Source organism: Butyrivibrio sp. VCB2006 (assembly GCF_000420945.1).
In the GTDB taxonomy this organism is placed as follows: domain Bacteria; phylum Bacillota; class Clostridia; order Lachnospirales; family Lachnospiraceae; genus Butyrivibrio.
Genome location: NZ_ATVX01000002.1, coordinates 31826 through 48225, shown reverse-complemented (window position 1 = coordinate 48225; position 16400 = coordinate 31826). Strand labels below are relative to the sequence as shown.

The 16400-nt window shown below is 41.3% G+C and carries 8 protein-coding genes; 7 read left to right on the top strand and 1 reads right to left on the bottom strand.

Annotated elements, in window-relative coordinates; translation table 11 throughout:
* The first annotated feature begins 29 nt into the window (after window positions 1-29).
* Window positions 30-860: a hypothetical protein gene (locus G613_RS0101715; protein ID WP_155828012.1), complete on the top strand. Its 831-nt coding sequence runs from the start codon at window positions 30-32 to the stop codon at window positions 858-860.
* 56 nt (window positions 861-916) lie between these two features.
* Here the strand turns inward: G613_RS0101715 and hslO are convergent, their stop codons facing one another.
* Window positions 917-1804 (bottom strand): Hsp33 family molecular chaperone HslO, encoded by an 888-nt coding sequence (gene hslO, locus G613_RS0101710; protein WP_029231002.1) that lies wholly within the window; start codon window positions 1802-1804, stop codon window positions 917-919.
* A gap of 372 nt (window positions 1805-2176) precedes the next feature.
* Between hslO and G613_RS18320 the strand changes: the two genes are divergently transcribed.
* From G613_RS18320 to G613_RS0101680, 6 genes are all read left to right on the top strand, one after another.
* Window positions 2177-10222 carry a rhamnogalacturonan lyase family protein gene (locus G613_RS18320; RefSeq protein WP_029231001.1) on the top strand — a complete coding sequence of 2682 codons (8046 nt, stop codon included), beginning with the start codon at window positions 2177-2179 and terminating at the stop codon, window positions 10220-10222.
* 271 nt (window positions 10223-10493) lie between these two features.
* Window positions 10494-11129, top strand: a complete 636-nt coding sequence (locus G613_RS0101700) for a redox-sensing transcriptional repressor Rex (RefSeq protein ID WP_029231000.1) — start codon at window positions 10494-10496, stop codon at window positions 11127-11129.
* 23 nt (window positions 11130-11152) lie between these two features.
* A complete protein-coding gene (locus G613_RS0101695; protein WP_029230999.1) occupies window positions 11153-11812 on the top strand; it encodes a hypothetical protein in 660 nt (219 codons plus the stop codon).
* 43 nt (window positions 11813-11855) lie between these two features.
* Window positions 11856-13418 carry a bifunctional ADP-dependent NAD(P)H-hydrate dehydratase/NAD(P)H-hydrate epimerase gene (locus tag G613_RS0101690; protein WP_029230998.1) on the top strand — a complete coding sequence of 521 codons (1563 nt, stop codon included), beginning with the start codon at window positions 11856-11858 and terminating at the stop codon, window positions 13416-13418.
* 17 nt (window positions 13419-13435) lie between these two features.
* A complete protein-coding gene (alr, locus tag G613_RS0101685) occupies window positions 13436-14599 on the top strand; it encodes an alanine racemase (protein WP_029230997.1) in 1164 nt (387 codons plus the stop codon).
* 26 nt (window positions 14600-14625) lie between these two features.
* Window positions 14626-16356: an ABC transporter ATP-binding protein gene (locus G613_RS0101680; RefSeq protein WP_029230996.1), complete on the top strand. Its 1731-nt coding sequence runs from the start codon at window positions 14626-14628 to the stop codon at window positions 16354-16356.
* The last annotated feature ends 44 nt before the right edge of the window (window positions 16357-16400 follow it).

The window sequence follows — 16400 nt, the reverse complement described above, 5'->3', positions numbered from 1 at the left end:
CTTAGAAAGCTAGGACTGCCATTTAGATTATGTCTTTAGAAGCTTATTTAAATCCGGATTTTACGTTTGGCAAGAAAATCATATTTTTGATTCTTACATTTGCCCTTCTTGGGGCGTGCATGGGTATTCTTTTCCTGTTCGGAAAAATATATGGCAAAAGATATGACTTAAGATGCAGAGAAGACTACATAAAAGAGGACTTTGAAGTACGTCTGCAGAAATTATTTGAGATGATTATTTCAGGGACCTGCGTAATGTCTTTTTCTACAGCCTACGTGGTAATAAATCACGTATATGAACTGGTGGAAACAGGCAAGGCGGTGAACCTTACACAGCTTGAACAGTTTTTGGTTTCGACCTGGACTGATGGTAAGGACTTTGTTTTGTTGTTTCTGATTTGCTTTTCCTGCGTTCTTAATTCGGTTTTGGATAGCTTCATTATTCCGCTTAAGATTTTGAAAGCGGAAGAGAAGGCTACTATGCGAATGCTGGGAATGTTCTTTGCGATAGTGACTCTGATGTATCTGAATATGATAGGAGATGAGAGTCAGTATGGACCGGTTATGATTTACTACTTTGGACTTATGATCGGTAGATTTGTTTACTTTGATGCTTCCTTCAAGGATTTCATTGCTAATATGAAGAAGGTCGCGCAAAACTCACCAATTTTTCTCATGTATATTATTTTTACATTTATTTTGGTGGTTGTGGGATTTAAGGTAGAGTTCTTTCTTGAGAGAAACTATTATATTGTAGGAATCTTTCACACTCAGCTTTTCATGATTCTTGCTATATTTGTTGTGTATTGGATTGGAAGAATATGTAGTAAGAAACAGATAAAAAATTATTCTTTAGAATAACTAAAAACTCCTAAGAGTTCAGGCTTGAGATTCCTGATTCTCTTAGGAGTTTATTATTACTTTGCTTTTTCTTTAATTGCTTTTAGTTCATCAACTGAGAATTTGTATGCTTTATTACAGAAGTGGCATTTAATCTCGATTTCTTTTCCATCATCTATCATGTCCTGAATATCTTTTTTGCCAACCAGCATTAGAGCTCTTTCAACTCTGTCTTTGTCACAGTTGCAGTAGAAGTTAAGGTCTACTTTATCAGTGAATTCGATATCAAATCCATCAAGAACGATCTTTAGCATATCCTCAGGTGTTTTGCCTGCCTTGAGAATGTCTGTCACAGAAGAAAACTTTCCCAGGTTGAATTCCAAATGTGTGATTGTCTGTTCGTCAGCGAAGGGCATGAGCTGAACAATGAAACCGCCGGCAGCTACAACTGAGAGATTTTCTCTTTCTACAAGAACTCCAAGTCCTACAGAAGAAGGAGTTTGCTCTGATTTGGTGAAATAGTATGTAAAGTCTTCGGCAACTTCTCCGGAGTATAATGGTACCTGGCCAATATATGGCTCTTTTAAGCCCATATCTCTTATAACGGTAAGGGTTCCCTCGCCGATTCCGCCGCCGACATTAAGATGACCTTCTGCGTTGGGTTCCATTATTACATATGGATTGTTTACGTAGCCTTTAACGTTTCCTTTATTATCCGCTGTGGCAAGAACACCCTTAAGAGGACCGTCACCATCCATCTTGACGGTGAGCATGTCACTGTCATTGTCCATCATTTGTCCCATCATAACAGTACCGGTCATGAGTCTTCCCAGAGCAGCTGTAGCAATAGGAGACAAGCCGTGAGCTCTTCTTCCATAGTCTGCAAGATCCTTGGTTGTTGCTGCGAATGCTCTTATCTGTGCGTTGCCTGCAGTGGCACGCACCATGTAATCCTTGTATGCCATAGATTCCTCTTTTCAAAAAAAAAATTCTTAGTTAAAAATGCACGAATGCATAAATTATTTTTCTAACCCATCAATATTATACGAAAAATCCTTATATGTAAACAATTGCCTGAAAGCCGCATGATAACTGGTCTAAAAAGATGATTAAATGAACGGAAAATACCGAAATTTGCAGCTAAAATCTGACTATTTCAAATGGTCAAAATTGCAAAGTATTGCCTCGAAATTGCAATGCTAAATTAGAGCAAATTGCATAAAATATTTTACTAGATACTAAATTATTTGTTACATTTTTAAAGTCTGCGATCTTGAGGGGGATTGCTTTTACTGAAATGTTAACAAAAAAGGGGAAAGAAAAAGGAGGTTGTTGGGATGTACAAAGGTAGTAATGGACGTTCCAAAGTGTTTGGACGTAGTCTGGCACTTGGAATGAGCGCTATGATGGCAGCTTCAACTATTGCTACAGCCACAAACAGCATCACGGCTTTTGCACAGGAGGGCGATAATTTGCTTAACTCTTCTGACGTGGTGTTCTTTGAAGACGAGAGCGGGGCTGAGAGCAGTAATGATACTGACAGTAGTGCTTCTACTGAGAAATCTGACAGGGCATCAGAAGACTCATCTGAGGTGGTTTTGGATGAAGAAACTGATCAGTCTTTAGAAGAGGGTTCTGAGGACGAGGCCTTATTTGAGGATTCTCTTGATGATGCTTTAGAAGAACTTAGTTTTGAGGATGCTTCTGAAGAGACAATTGATGAAACTTCAGATGAAAAAGCAGCTCTTTTACTTGAAAGCAAGGCATTATTAACCGGTTCTTCCGATGGTGTTATTGCTGATCAGGGTGAGGATGGTTACGAGAATTTCACAGAAGATACTGTGGTAGCAAATATTAAATTTGGTACTAATGGCAACGTGTCTTCTGAGAGTGTTTACAGCCAGGAGAATGGCTATGGATTTAGCGATGTTGACTATAGCCAGGCAGCAACAGGCTGGTCTAATAATGTTTATTATCCAAGAGTCCCTGCGGTATCTGCGGGAGCAGGAAATGTAGTAGATGCTGAAAACTATGTTGCCATTGCCAGCAAAATATGGACAGAGACAGAGTCTACAGGCTATGGTGTATATACATATGAGAGCACTTCTACATTTGATGTAGATCTTTATAATGCTGATTACAAGGTGGCGGTTACATTTGTTAACCCTACAGACAGCGATTATACTGCAGCTCTGGAAGCTGAGGATATCACCAAGGTTTCCGGCATTAATGTCCCTGCAGGAGCCACTGTTACTCAGGAGTTTGAGGCAAACCTTGTAGACGGCAATCTTAATATCAAGTTCCTTGGCACAAGCGATGCCAAGTCTATGAATGATGCCAAGACTACAAAAGTGTATGTATCCGGCGTCAAGATCACAAGACTTGCTACACAGGAGAGGGGCGATAAGCCTACAATCTTCATAGCTTCTGACTCAACAGTTCAGACCTATGATGAATATTATTATCCTCAGACAGGATGGGGCCAGGTTCTTTCTACATACTTTGGCGATCTTGTTGAGGAAAGAGAATGTGACACTTGCGGTTACAGCCAGTCACAGACTTATGAAACTACTAATGCTATTGTAGAGAACCGCTCTATTGGTGGACGTTCATCCAAGTCCTTTATTGATGAGGGCAAGTTCGACGATATCCTTGAGGATATGAAACCGGGCGATTATCTCCTTGTTCAGTGGGGCCATAACGATGCTACTTATTCAAGACCAAACCGCTATGTATCAGCAGATGATTTTGAAAAGTGGATGATGGTTTATGTAAACGGTGCGTTGGAGAGAGGTGTTACACCGGTATTTGTTACTCCTGTAGCTCGTTACAGCTATACAACAAATTCTGATGGATCACTTAATTCTTTTGCCAGCAACTTTGAAGCTTACCGTCAGGTTATGCTTAGACTTGCAAGAGAGTACAATGTTCCTTACGTAGATCTTACACAGCGCTCAATTGAGGTATGTAACAACTTTGGAATCGAAGGCTCCAAGATGCTGTTCCTCAAACTTGCAGCAGGAGAGGTTTCAGGCGGCGCATATGCAGGCGGCGTTGACGATTCAACACATCTTCAGTACTACGGTGCACTTAAGTTTGCGCAGTGTGTAGCAGAGGGTATTGTTGATTATGCAAACGGTGATGTAGAGAATACTACAGATGCTCTTGATAGCCTTGCTTCTTTAGTAGAGGTTAAAAAAGCAACTCAGGCACCTGCTCAGGTAACAGGCCTTAAGACTACTTCCGTTGGTGCTACTAGCATTTCTCTTGAGTGGGAAGCTTCAGAAGGATCAGAGCTTTACTACATTTACAGAGCAGCTCTTTCTGATGGCCAGACAATTGATGATGTAGTTTTTGATAAAGCTGTAAAATACTCAGTTTCAGGCAAAACAAGCTATGTAGATAATAACTGCGCCGGTGGAGTGACTTATGTTTACGCTATCGGAGGCTTCAACAGCTACGGTGTTGGTGAGCTTTCTGAGAAAATAGCTGTATCAACCAAGACAGCAGGACTTCGTTTTGACTTTAACTACAACAATTCGCCTACTATGGAAGGCTGGACCGGTGTTAACCAGAACGAAATGTACGATGCAGCCAAGGGCTACGGATGGAAAACTGCTCCTAATAACGGTCGTTACAGAGGCGGCAACGGCAAGGCTGATTCATCAGCTATGGCAGATGACTTTAACCTTGGCGCAGGAGAGTTTGCAGTTGATCTTCCAAACGGAACCTATGAAGTAACCGTTTATGCAGGAGATCTTTTAGACGGAACAAGTACAATTAAGCCTGCATATTCAGCTGAAGGCATTTCTATCGGTTCAATAGCCTGCAAGCAGTCTCTTGGAAGCTGCACAGGAACTGTAAGTATTACCGATGGACAGCTCAATGTGACTGTTGAAGGTTCAAACCAGTACATCAATGGTTTGACAGTAACTTCACTTCTTCCGGCTCCCGGTAACCTTGCTATTACAGAGCTTTCTTTTGAAAGAACTACAGCAACATTCCTTCTTTCCTTTACAAAGGTAGAAGATGCTGTGAGCTACAGAGTATATCAGAAGGGCGAGTCAGATAAGGACTTCAATCTGGTTAAGAGCTACTCAGCACAGGAGCTTATTGATAATGAACTTGACTGTCGTGCTATGTCAGCTACTCTTGGCGAGACTTATTCATATTACATGACATGTCTTGTGGCAGATGGAACAGAGTCAGCTAAGAGTAATATTGTTTCTCAGTCAATGCTTGATCCTAATGTGGCTGTTCCTACTGCAGTAAAGGGCCTTAAGTGCACAAGTCCTGAGGATGGTCAGGAAGAACTTCAGAATACTATTTCACTTGCTTGGGATGAAAGCCCAGCTTCTGAGAATGTAATTAAGTATGTAATCTATCGTTCAGCAAAGGCTGAAAGTGATAAGGGCTTCAAGGAATTTGTTAAGGTTGGAGAATCCGATAACAATACCTATACAGATGAAGATTCTGAAATAGCTACAAATGTTCATTATTATTACAAAGTTGCAGCAATGAATGCAGGCGGAATTGGCGAACAGTCTGAGGCTATTGCTACTCCAATTGCTGGTTCACTTGTTGCAGGAGGACTTGAGACTTACGCTTCCCGTGCGCTTGTTGCAATCAATCTTGCAGGAGATGCAGGTGCGGAGACTAAGATTTCAGCTACAGATGCGGAAGGTAATCCTATTACTTCAGGTGTATACCTTTCATGGAGAAGTTTCCCTAAGGACTTTAGCGGAAAAGAACTTACAACAACATTCGACGTTTTCAGAAATGGTGAACAGATTGCCAGCGGACTTAAGGTTACAAACCTTGTAGATGAGGCAGGAAGCGCTTCTGATACATATAGAGTAGTTGGTTCAAACGATTCATCTCTTGGCCTTAATAGCGTAGATACTTCTGTATGGGCTAATCAGTACATGGAGTTTGCTCTTAATAAGCCTGAAGATGAGACAATGCCTGATGGTTCTACCTGCACATATACAGCAAATGATATGTCAGTTGGAGACCTTGACGGAGACGGAGAGCTTGAGCTTATCGTTAAGTGGTATCCAAGTAATGCCAAGGATAACTCAGGTTCAGGTTACACAGGTAAGACTTTCCTTGACGGATATGATGTAAACTTCTCAACAGGCGCAGTAAAGCAGCTTTGGAGAATTGACCTTGGAGTAAATATCCGTTCAGGTGCACATTATACACAGTTCCAGGTTTGGGATTTTGATGCTGACGGAATTGCAGAAATCGCTGTCAAGACAGCTGATGGTACCACAACATACACAAATATGGATGGTGAATTAGTTGAGACCGGATATGTTGGAGCATGCAACAGCGATGCACTTCCTACAGATACAATCAGTCCTAAGTATGACTACAGAAACAGCGGCGGATACGTTCTTGATGGACCTGAGTATTTCTCAATGTTCAAGGGAAATACAGGTGAGCTTATTGACACAGTTGATTATCTTCCGGCAAGAGGATCTGTTTCAGCTTGGGGAGATGGTTATGGTAACAGAGTAGACAGATTCCTTTCTGCTACAGCTTACCTCAATGGAACAACTCCTTTCGCAGTATTTGCAAGAGGATATTATACAAGAACAGCTCTTACAGCTTATTACCTCACAAAGACAACTGATGATGAAGGCAATGAAGTAGAGCAGATTGGTGTTTACTGGAAATTTGATACAGATAATATTGAAGGCGGCAGCGCTTACACTGCACAGGGTAACCATGGCCTTTCAGTTAACGATGTTGATGGCGATGGCAAGGATGAGATTATCTATGGATCTCTGACTCTTGACAATGATGGAACTGTTCTTTACAGCACAGGCTTAGGCCATGGCGATGCAATGCATGTAAGTGACTGGATTCCTTCAAGACCTGGCCTTGAGGTTATGGGTGTACATGAGCATGACAACGCGGCATATCATGTAGAAATTCATGACGCTGAGACAGGCGAAATCATCACAGGTTACTATACTGGTAAAGATACCGGACGTGGAATGGCTTCCGATATTGATCCTACAGCAGAAGGTGCAGAGTACTGGTCAATTGCAAATCCTAACTATATGGGCAATGATGAGCCTTCATGGGATTCAAGAAATGCAGACGTATTCGGTTCACTTTCAGGAAAAGTTGGCAAGTCAGACGGTGAGACAAGCTCTATGATTTCTCTTTCACATGGAGCAACTCCTGCAGTTAACTTCTCACTTTATTGGGATGGAGATCTCCTTGCAGAGACTCAGGATCACACCTTTAACAGTGCAGCTTACGCACCACTTACAACAACTATTGAGAAATGGGATTATGAGAACCAGACATCTATTAAACTGATGGAGTCAGATCAGGTTCTTACCAGCAACGGAACAAAGGGTAACCTTGGTCTTGTAGCAGATATCCTTGGCGACTGGAGAGATGAAATTATCGCGAGATGTTCTGCAGATAACAGCAAGATCAGAATTTACTCAACAACAATTCAGACAGATTATGTAATTCCTTGCTCACTTACAGACCTTGCCTACAGAGAGGGTGTTGCTTGGCAGAACGTTGGTTACAACCAGCCTGCACATACAAGTTATCTGATTTCTGAAGGACTTATCACAGCACAGCTTTCAGAAGAAAAGATGGATTCAAACAGTGCAACTCTTAATTTTACACCTGCTAACGACGGTGTATATGGCCACAAGGTAGAAGGCTATGTTGTTAAAAGAGCTGATGTAACTGTTGATGAAAACGGCAATCAGACAGTAGGCGATTACGAAACAGTAGCTGAGCTTGACGCAAATGGTCTTAGTTCTAAGGAAGCATCCGGTGGAGCAAAAGAGCAGGTTATCGTAGGCTATACAGATGGCGCAGCTATCAAGAATTTTGATATGGGATACAAGTCAGGCAATGCGAATGGCTTTGTAAGAGTTCTTGCGGATGATTATTCTGATGTTAATGGTTATGGCTGGGCAACAGGCACAGGCTCTGCAGTTAACTGGAACAGAGTTGGTGTGGGTATTGAAAACGCAGGAGATACCCAGACAGATGTTGAGAAGGCATGCTGTGATCTTGTAAGAGCTGACAATGAGCTTAAGTTCCTCATTGATGTTCCTGCAGGAGCTTACAAGGTTGATGTATATGCCGGAGCTGCTTATAACAACAACGCATATAACGGAACAAAGATATATGTAAACGGCGAAGATCTTGGCGTAGTGTCACAGTCAGCAAAAGTGGCGGATATCGTTAAGACTACTTATGTGGTATTTGACAGTTCTTCCCAGATTGAAGTTATTTCTTCAAATGCAGGAAACCTCGCAATTCTTAATGCGATTGTAGTATCTGCTGCTACACCTATTTATGGCGAGGCGCAGGAAGAGGAAACAGAGCCTTCATCAGTTTACAGCTTTACAGATACAGAACTTAAGGGTGGAAGCTTCTACTCTTATAAGATTGCTTCTGTAGTAGATGGCAAAGAGAGCTTTGCATCAGCACCACTTACAGTTCAGACAACTGTAGCTATTGATAAGCTCAATGAAGAACTTACAGATATGGAACTTGTTCAGGACACACCACTTGCTGATGGCCAGTCTGTAGCTGATCTTCTTGCAGCTAAGAAACAGTTCATTTCAGTAACTGACTCAGAAGGTGTAGAGCAGATAGTAGTTATTACATGGGATGCTAGTGAAGTTGATCTTCATACACCTGGAGAATATACAGCACACGCTTATATTCGCGGATATTCATCTAATCCTGTGGATGTAACTGTTAAGGTAGTTGCAAATGTTCCTACAGGATACGCAGAGATTAAGGATATCAGAGTTATCCTTGGCAATGAAGTTAAGCTTCCTTCAGTTGTACAGGCTACATTCCTTAACGGAACAACCAAGGATGTAGCAGTAACATGGAATACTGATAAGCTTGATGTTAACAAGATTGGTGATTACACACTTAAGGGATCTGTCGATGGTACAGAGGACACAGTAGAAATCACAGTTCATATTGTAGGCGACTACGTGGTTTCAGCTGCTGATTCTTATGCAGAGATAGAGTATCTTAACAAGAACTTTGAACTTCCTTCAAAGGTAACAGTTACATATGCAAGCGGTGCTACCGCAGCAGCAGATGTAACCTGGAATACATCAGATATTGATGTGGCAAGCCTTGGCACAACTTATAATGTTGAAGGTACAGTTGCTGACTTTGACGGCGTAGTAAACCTTAAAGCTACAGTTAAGTATCCTTCTCTTTACAAGTTTGACTTTGGTATCAGCGATAGCCGTATTGCAGAAGGCTGGACCGGAGTAACAGTAAACCCTAAGAAGGGTAACAAGGAGATAAAGGATCTTGGTAGTGCTTATTCTAAAGATAAGGGCTATGGTTTTGAAAATCCTGAGTCTAAGATGGAAGGCCGTACAGAAGAGTTCACTTTTGATGGCGAACTTCCATGGCTTGTATACACAGACTTTGCTCTTCCTGGAAATGAAACCTTCCTTGTAGATGTTGAAAATGGCAAGTATCAGGTAGAAATTCTCAGTAACTCAGTATATAAGAGTGATGTTTCCGGAACTGTAGAGGGCGTAAACTTCAAGGTTGGTAATGCAGCAAATACATACACTCTTGCAGCAGTTGAATGTGAAGTTACAGATGGACAGCTGACAGTAAGCTTTGGCAACGGAACCTACAGAATGGGAGCTTTGGTTGTACGTAAGGCTATTACAGATGCTTCTTATTATGGCCCTGTAGAGCCGGATGAACCTGAAGTTCCTGTCGGAGAATTTGTTACAAAGTGGGGAACAACCTACTATGTTCTTGAGGACAGTACTAAGTACACAGGAATGCTTACAGTAGATGGCTATACCTATTACTTCAAGTCAAATGGTGCTATGGTCAAGCAGGATTATGTGACAACTGAGGATGGTAAGTACTACTTTGATGCAAATGGTCACATGGTAACAGGCTTCATGACAAAGTGGGGCGCAGTATACTATTTCGATTCAGAAGGTAAGATGGTTACTGACTCTATAATTGCTTTGGAGGATGGCTACAAGTACTATGTAAATGCAAAGGGACAGCTTGTTAAGCAGAATTATGTGACAATAGATGGAAACACATACTACTTTGATGCAAATGGTTACATGGCAACAGGCTTCGTGACAAAGTGGGGTACAACGTACTACTTTGATGAGAACGGCGTTCAGCTCTTTGATACAGTAGTTGAAGTAGATGGCTATAAATACTACTTAAATGCCAAGGGCGCAGTTGTTAAGAGTAACTTTGTAGACTTTGAGGATGGAAGACACTACTTTGATAGTGAAGGTCATATGGTAATTGGCAGAACCATTACAAAGTGGACTCATAAGTATACCTTTGATGAGAACGGAGTTCTTGTGAACTAATAAGTATTTAATCAAAATTTAATAAAAATAAGAGTTCCCGGGCAGAAATGTCCGGGAACTTTTTGCGTATGTCACTAAATTAGTAGTTTTGGAGAATTTTATTCACTAGAAATAACATATAATTATGCGCTGAAAATGGCGTGGTTATGGGATTTATTTCAATTGACATTTATTTAACGGATAGCTATAATTATAATTGAGAATTTATTAACAATTTTATATATACATTTGAATATAAAAGCGTATTTATTGCGCAGGATTGGAGAAGGTAATGGCAGATAAAGAGATTTCTCAGGCGGTGATAGCAAGACTTCCCCGCTATTTTAGATATCTAGGGGATCTTAAAGAGAAGGGGGTTGAGAGAATTTCCTCCCAGGAACTTTCAGATATTATGAAGGTTACAGCATCTCAGATAAGACAGGATTTCAATAATTTTGGTGGTTTTGGCCAGCAGGGTTACGGATACAATGTTAATTATCTGTATGACGAGATCAGTAAGATCCTTGGAATCGACAAACAGCACAGTCTTGTGATAATTGGTGCAGGTCATCTTGGTAAGGCTATTGCAGGTTACACTAATTTTACAAGAAGAGGATTTGTCTTTAAGGGAGCTTTTGACTGCAATCCTGAGCTCTATGGAACCAAGATTCGCGATGTTGAGGTTCGCCCGGTAGATGAAATGGAAGATTTCGTCAGAAAGAACCAGATTGAGATAGCTGTTCTTACCATTCCCAAGGAGCAGGCTGTGCCAATGGCCCATAAGCTTGCTGAGTGCGGAATCAAGGCTATATGGAACTTTGCCCATGTTGACCTGGAAGTTCCTAACAATATTCAGGTAGAAAATGTACATTTATCTGACAGTTTGATGAAATTATCGTATAATATAAACAGGTACGAAAACACATAAACTGATGATTGTGAGATAATCTGATGGCAAAAAACGATGAAGTTTATATGTCTGCGCTGCAAGGGAAGAGCATTCCTATTTTGACGCTGGATAATAAATGGCATCAATTGTTTACGCAGACAGACATGACACCTGAAATAGAACAGCTGGCAGATGAGCTTAACGCCCTTGTGGAGAAGGATGGCAAGCTTAGGAGTCAGACCAAGGACATCAAGAAGCTCAAGAAAAAGCTTCTTGGTGAGATTGTGCCACTAAGGGATAAGGCCAATAAACTTGGCAATGCTCCTGATATCGAAAAAGAGATATCTGAACGTACCAGACTGATCAATGAGTGTAATGACAAAATAGACAGCCATCAGGATGAACTTCTTGATCTTTCCAAACAGATTTACGATGTTGATTATAAGCTGATGATAGAAACCATGAAGGTTTGTTATGAGAGACTTCATGATAACACTGCGGATATAAACGCTCTTGATGAGTGGATTAAGAGAGCAAGGATAGAACTTAAAAAGAACGTTATAAGGCTTCAGGAAGCTGAAATGGAGAATTATAATCTCTATTCCTATATGCATCAGATTTTCGGACCTGAAGTTGTTGATCTTTTTGATATGAAGTATGACCCGGACAGAAGGCATCCTATAAGACGCCCAATGTCCACTGACGGTGAATATGTAGAATGATTTACGGGCTGCCTTAACAGGCAGCCTGTTTTTGGAGGAAGCTATGAGGTATGCGGTAAATAGCCAGGAAATGAAAATATATGATAGAAATACCTCTGAAATCTTTGGGGTAGAATCATGCGTTCTAATGGAAAGAGCTTCTCTTAAAGTAGTCGAAAACATTGAGAGATGGATTGCTTCCAGAAACATAGAAAGAAAAGTCCGTGCCCTGGTTATAGCCGGAGTTGGAAATAATGGTGGTGACGGAGCCTGCATAGCAAGACTTCTTAAACAAAAGGGGATAATTGTTAGCATCTGTATAATCGGAGATTTCACCAAATGTACGGATTTACTTCTAGGACAGCTTAAAATCCTTGAAAAATATGGTGTTGCTCCTGACACTTTTTCCAATATAAGAGACAACAAAAGCCCTGCAGAGTGGGATATCATAGTAGATGCCATGTTTGGTATAGGCCTTTCGAGACCTGTAACAGGAGATTTTGCTGAGGCTGTCAGATATATAAATGACTGCAAGGAAGAAAGAAAATCAGATATTCTGGTTACTTCTGTGGATATGCCTTCTGGAATTAATGCAGATAACGGCAAGTTGTGTGAAGTGGCTGTAAAGGCTGATATGACAATTACCTTTAATCAGGTTAAACTGGGGCATATTTTGTATCCTGGGTGTGAATATACAGGAAGACTCATAGTGGAGGACGCCGGAATAACGGAGGATAGTTTCTTATCCAAAGAACCTCATGCCTTTTTCTATGATGAGGATATAAAAGCTCTTTTACCGGAGCGCATATTAGATGCAAACAAGGGAACTAACGGTAAAGTTCTGATTATTGCCGGGTCTAAGGATGTAAGCGGAGCGTGTATACTTGCTGCAAATGCCTGCTTAAAAGCAGGAGCAGGAATGGTAAAAATCTTTACTGCTTCGGAAAATGCTGAGGTTATCAAGGCACTTATGCCTGAGGCAATGCTTGTTACATACCAGGATTTTGAAGCCTTTAATGAGAAGCTTAAGCTATGCTTTGATTGGGCAAGCACGGTTGTGTTAGGCCCCGGAATCGGCACAGCCCAGAGCGGATTTGAACTTGTCAAACAGACCCTGGAAGAGTACACGGGGAATCTGGTTGTTGATGCTGATGCGCTTACTCTTGTTTCCAGGGATCATGAGCTTAGAAATCTTTTATCAAACTATGCAAGAAGTGGCAGAAAACTTGTACTTACTCCTCATTTGGGAGAGTTTGCCAGACTGTTTGACCGGGATATCAGGGACTGCAAGGAGCATATTCTGGAGTATCCGACGGAACTTGCCCGGAACCTGCATTGTACAGTCATCTGCAAGGACGCAAGGACAGTTATTGCTGACAGTAAAGAGAAAAAGATATATATTAATATGAGCGGTAATGATGGAATGGCTACTGCAGGAAGCGGTGATGTTCTTGCCGGCATAATAGGTGCCTTTATGGCCTTTGGCAAGACTTCTTTTGAAATCGCCTGCTTAAGCGTATATCTTCATGGACTTGCAGGAGATAAGGCTGCATCTGAGAAGGGTAAACACTCCATGGTTGCTACGGATATTATACAGGGGATGGAAGAAATCCTTAGTAAGATTTGAATTAGGATGGTTTGAAAATGCTTGAAGAATACTCAAGAGTTTACGCCAGGATAGATCTTGACGCGATTAAATACAATTTGGAATCTATGAGAAAAAATATACCTGATGGAACCAGGATCATGGCTGTCATTAAGACAGATGCTTATGGTCACGGCGCTGTCAGAATTGCGCAGATGCTAGAAGATGTTGATTATATCTGGGGCTATGCAACAGCTACTGCAGAGGAAGCTTTTGAGCTTAGGGACGCAGGAGCTAAAAAACCTATTTTGGTTTTGGGCTATACTTTCCCATATTCTCACAGACGAATGCTTCTTGAGGGCATAAGACCAACTGTTTTCAGATTGGATATGGCCAAAGAACTGTCTGAGGTGGGCAAGGAACTGATGGATAGTGGTGAGCTTACAGAGCTTCCACAGATTCATATTGCTGTAGACACCGGAATGAGCAGAATAGGTATTACTCCTGATGACAACGGCGTTTCTTTTGTTCAGGAAGTTATGTACATGCCGGGAATTCATGTGGAGGGCATTTTTACTCACTTCGCAAGGGCAGATGAAGCAGATCTTTCAAATGCCAGAGAAAGAGAAAAAGTATTCGCGGATTTCATTTCCGCTGTAGAGGAGAGAACAGGAAGACGTATTCCTTTAAGACACTGCGCTAACTCAGCCAGCATTATATCCGTTCCGGAATCTTCAATGGATATGGTAAGAGCCGGAGTTACCATGTACGGTATGTGGCCTTCTGATGAAGTCTCAAGAGATATAGTGGAGCTTAAGCCTACAATGGAGCTTATCAGTCATATTGTTATGGTAAAAGATGTTCCTGCCGGAACACCTGTCAGCTACGGCGGAACCTTTGTGACAGATAAAGAGACCAAGATTGCTACGATCCCTGTTGGCTACGGAGATGGATATCCAAGGAGCCTATCCAATAAGGGATACGTTCTTATAAACGGACATCACGCCAATATTCTTGGAAGAGTATGCATGGATCAGTTCATGGTAGATGTTACGGATATTCCTTATGTCAAAGAAGGGGATGAGGTTGTTCTTTTGGGTAAGGATAAGACCACCGGAGAAGAGATCACCGCAGAAGCTTTGGGGGATATGAGCGGCAGATTTAACTATGAACTTACCTGTGACATTAATAAGAGGGTTCCAAGAGTGTTCACAGAGGCGTAATTATCCACTATCCTGGAGGAAAAGGTATGAAATTGTTGTGGAGACTTAGCCGCGAGGCAATCAGGTATAGATACCTGTACGTTATTGCTATATTTTCAACACTAATGCTTACAGCAATAAATCTTACTGCCCCTAAGGTGCTGTCAAGGATGACGGGAATTGTCAGTAGCGGTGTTAAAGAATCGGATTTAAATACCATTTGGCTTCTTACAGCATCTTTGGTTGCGCTGTATCTTTTTCGTGTTCTTTTTAGATTCTTAAGTAACTATCTTGCGCACAAGGCTGCATGGTATCTGGTGGGAGATCTTCGCACCAGAACCTATGACAAGCTTGAACATATGCATATCGGCTATTTTCATGACAAGCAGACCGGCGATCTTATGAGCAGGATTGTCAATGATACCAGGGATTTTGAGCTTTTATATGCTCATATGATTCCTGAGACTATTACTAATGTGGTGACTTTCCTCGGAGTTCTTATAGTTCTTCTTACTATAAATTGGAAACTGGCGCTTATAACATGTGCACCGATTCCGTTTATTTTTATTTCCGGAGTTATTTTTTCAAAAAAGGTCAGACCTTTCTTTAAGATTTCCCAAAAGAAAATGGGTGATCTGAACGGAAAATTACAGGACAACCTGTCCGGAATCAATGAGATTCAGTCCTTTGGAAGGGAAGAATATGAGACGGAGCAGGTTAATAAGAGTAATTTCGAGCATATAAAAGCTATGCTTACAGCACTTAAACTAAGCGGAATTTTCCATCCTTCAGTTGAGTTTATTTCCTCACTGGGAACAATTCTTGTTGTGGCTTTTGGAGGATATCTTGCCTACAAGGAAAGTGTTGGAGTAGAGGATATCGTGGCATTCCTGTTATATTTGGGGCTTTTTTATGCTCCTGTTACGGGACTTGCAAATCTACTTGAAAATATGCAGCAGTCCATGGCCGGAGCAGAGCGTGTAATGGCAGTTTTGGATGCTCCCTGCGAAATAACCGATAAGCCGGATGCAGTTTCACTTAAAGATGTAAAAGGAGATATTGTATTCGAAAATGTCAGCTTTTCCTATAATTCGGATGGAAATATAGAAGTATTAAAAGATGTTTCTTTTAGGTGTGAACCGGGCAAAATGCTTGCGATTGTAGGACCTACCGGAGTAGGAAAGACAACGCTGACAAAGCTTATTTCAAGATTTTATGAACCCACAAGTGGTAAGATTTATCTTGATGGGCATGACATAAATGAAGTGACTATCGAGAGTCTTAGGCAGAATATTTCACCTGTCTTGCAGGATACATTTCTTTTTAATGGGACAATAGCAGAAAACATCGGTTATGCCGTGCCTGAAGCTTCCAGATCTGAGATTATTGAAGCTGCCAAGGCTGCCAATATTCACGGGGATATTATGTGCATGCCGGATGGCTACGACACTGTTGTGGGAGAAAGAGGACTTAGGTTATCCGGAGGACAGAAACAGAGGGTGGCCATAGCCAGAGCGATACTCAGAAAGTCGCCTGTCATAATTTTAGATGAGGCAACGGCTTCGGTTGATGTTGAGACTGAAAAGCAGATACAGAAGGCAATTAATGGTATTACCGGATCCAGAACAATAATTGCTATTGCTCACAGACTTTCTACTATCAGAAATGCAGACCAGATACTTGTTATTGAGGATGGCCGTATTAAAGAAAAGGGCACGCATGATGAGCTTGTGGCTCTTGGCGGAAGTTATGCCAGAATGAGCAAAATACAGGAATAATAAAAAGATTAGGAAACTTTCGACTTTGGAGTTTTCCTAATCTT